The sequence below is a fragment of the Bifidobacterium sp. MSK.17.10 genome (assembly GCF_019129655.1).
GTDB lineage: Bacteria > Actinomycetota > Actinomycetes > Actinomycetales > Bifidobacteriaceae > Bifidobacterium > Bifidobacterium adolescentis.
Genome location: NZ_JAHOJD010000022.1, coordinates 1 through 3,065, shown reverse-complemented (window position 1 = coordinate 3,065; position 3,065 = coordinate 1). Strand labels below are relative to the sequence as shown.

At 59.0% G+C, this 3,065-nt stretch carries 1 protein-coding gene; it reads left to right on the top strand.

Features of this window, described 5'->3' with window-relative positions:
* Window positions 1–142: 142 nt before the first annotated feature.
* Window positions 143–3,065, top strand: a 2,923-nt coding sequence (locus KSX58_RS10175) for an Ig-like domain-containing protein (RefSeq protein WP_217752129.1), incomplete at its 3' end; no start/stop codon positions are given.

The following is a 3,065-nucleotide window of genomic DNA, read 5'->3' as shown; positions in this document are numbered from 1 at the left end:
CGGCGGTCAGATGATCACCGACGTCACACCAAACTGCGCGGCAACCAACAAATAATAACCGAAGACAGCTGAGGCCTGGTTCCGTATTCCAAGGGAATCGGGCCTCAGCCTTACCTGAACAAATCCAATCCAATCAAGGAAGATGATGAAACAATCAGCAACGCTTGCTCGTCTGAGCAAGAAGACCGTGGCGTTCCTTGCCGCGGCCACCACGCTGCTCGCGGGTCTTTCACTCGCTACGGCCGCACCGCAGCAGGCCAACGCCGCCACCCGTGACAGCTACGTCGATACCATCGGCAATCCGACGTTCGAGACCGCCCGTCAGAAGTACGGCCTGCCAAAGGATATGAAGGACGGCGCGACCCTGCACGCCTTCGAATGGTCCTTCAAAACCATCATGGAGAACATTCCGGATATCGCCAAGGCCGGTTATACCTCCATCCAAACCGAACCAATCGTCAAAATCAAGGACAACCGCAAGCTCGGCACCGGCAACTGGTATCTCAACTGGTACTACGTCTACCAGCCAACCGACATGTCCATCGGCAACTATGTGGTCGGTTCGGAAGACGAGTTCAAGGAAATGTGCAAGATGGCCCATCAGTATGGCCTGCGCATCATCGTCGATTCCGTGTCCAACCACTTCACGTCCGACTTCGACGTGATCGCCAAGAAGTGGCAGAACAAGGCCTACTTCCATGAGGACAAGCAGATCTCCGATTACAACAACCGCGAGGACTGCACCCAGCACAAGCTCTCCGGCCTGTGGGATCTGAACACCCAGGATGACACCGTCACCCAAGGCATGGCCGACCTGCTCAAGCAGACCGTGGCCGACGGCGCGGACGGCTTCCGTTATGACGCGGCCAAGCACATCGAGCTGCCGGATGAGGTGTTCGGCGGTAAGAAGTCGAACTACTGGAACACCATCCTGAAGAACGGTTCCCAGTACCAGTACGGCGAGGTGCTTGAGGACGCCAACGTCCGTGAAGCCGACTACGCCAACCTGTTCAACAGCAACTCCCCGCGTGGCGGCGGCATCACCGACTCCAGCTACGGCCATGAGGTGCGCAATGCCGTGCAGTTCAAGAACCTTGGAGCAAGCCACTTCACCTCCCATAGCAAGGTGACCGAAGACAAGTCCGTGAACTGGGTGGAATCGCACGATAACTTCTCCAACGGCGAGGCCAATATTCCGCAGGAACTGTCTGATGAGTGGATCAAGTACGGCTGGGCTGGCGTGACCGCGCAGAAGAACGGCATGAGCCTGTTCTTCGACCGCCCGTACAAGGACGGCGGCACCTACGGCACCGGTGGTAAAGGCACGTATGGCAATGGCAGTGGACCGTTCACTGAGAACTCCAAGCTCGGCGATGCCGGCTCCGACCTGTGGAAGGATCCGGAGGTCGTGGCGGTGAACCACTTCCGCAACGCCATGGTGGGCGAGGACTCCAACGTTTCCAACTGCGGTGACGACAACTGCCTGATGGTGGAACGCTACGCCGGCTCCGCCGCACAGGACGGCATGGTCGTGGCGAATGCGAACGGCGCGGAGAAGAATCTCTCTGGCCAGTCCACCAAGCTCGCCAACGGCACCTACGCCGATGAGGTCACCGGTTCCACCATCACCGTGTCCGGCGGCAAGGTCACTTCCGGCTCTGTGAAGGCGAAGTCTATCGCAGCATTCTCCAACAAGACGCGTTCCGGCAAGGTCTCCACTGCTGAGGCATATCCGAACAAGGGTACCATTCCTGGAGAATCCAAGCTAATCACGCTGCGTTCCTATCAGGCCTCTGACACCACTTACACCACGTCCGATGGACAGTCCGGCTCCTATAAGGACGGCGACACCATCAAGATCGGTGCCAAGGCCAAGTCCGACGAAGTGGTGACGGTTACGGTGAAGGGTACCGGTGCGGACGGCGAAGCCATCAAGCACACGTATTCCTACACCAAGTACGGCGACCCGACCTATGATCCGAACGATGGCACCGAAAGCCCGTGCGACAAGGATTGCCAGGCATGGTTCAAGAAGAACAATCTGGATCCGGACTGCTACATCAACTCCAGGGAGCCCTGCCACTGGAGGAACGTCAACGTCACCGGAATCAAGGTCTCCGGCCCGACTTCCATGGATCTCGGCTCCACCCAGAGCGTGCAGCTGAAGGCTGACGTGACCACGAATCCGGCAGGAAAACGCGCCAACGTGACTTGGACCTCCTCCGACACTTCGGTAGCTACGGTGGATTCCACTGGCAAGGTTTCCGGTCTCAAGGCAGGAACGGTGAAGATCACCGCCACCGCCGGCACAAACCAGCAGTCCGATAGCATCACCATCAAGATCACTGGCGTGAAGCCTGAGCTCTCCAACGTGATTTATGCCACCAAGCCTGCCGGCTGGGACAAGGTGTATGCATACGTATACAACGACACTACGTCCAAGAACAACGGCAAGTGGCCTGGCGTTGCGATGACCCAGCTGACCGCTGACGACTCCTGCGCGAAGGCCGGCACCTATAAGTACGAGGTTCCGGACTTGGGCGAGGGCACGTATCGCGTGATCTTCACCAACGGCTCCGGCTCGCAGACTCCTGGCGCCAGCCAGCCCGGCATCGAATTCTCCGGCAAAGTGAGCTGGGATGGAACCTCCGCCGCGGTGAGCGCGGTGAACTGCAACACCCCGCAGCCGGTTCCGGTGTCTTCGGTCTCAATTTCGGGTTCCGGTGTGAGCAACGGCAAGCTGAGCCTGAAGTCGGGCGCGAGCGTGCAGCTGACCGCTACCGTGAACCCGTCCAACGCTACCGACAAGACGGTTTCTTGGACCAGCTCAAACGATTCTGTGGCTAAGGTGTCTGACGGCAAGGTCACTGCTATGAAGGCTGGTACTGCAACGATTACAGCGACTGCTGGCGGCAAGACGGCTTCGGTCGTTGTTACTGTGGCTGACGCCCCGGTTCCGGTGTCGTCGGTCTCCATTTCGGGTGACGGCGTGAAGGACGGCAGGCTGAGCCTGAAGTCCGGGGCGAGCGTGCAGCTGACCGCGACCGTGAATCCGTCGAACGCGA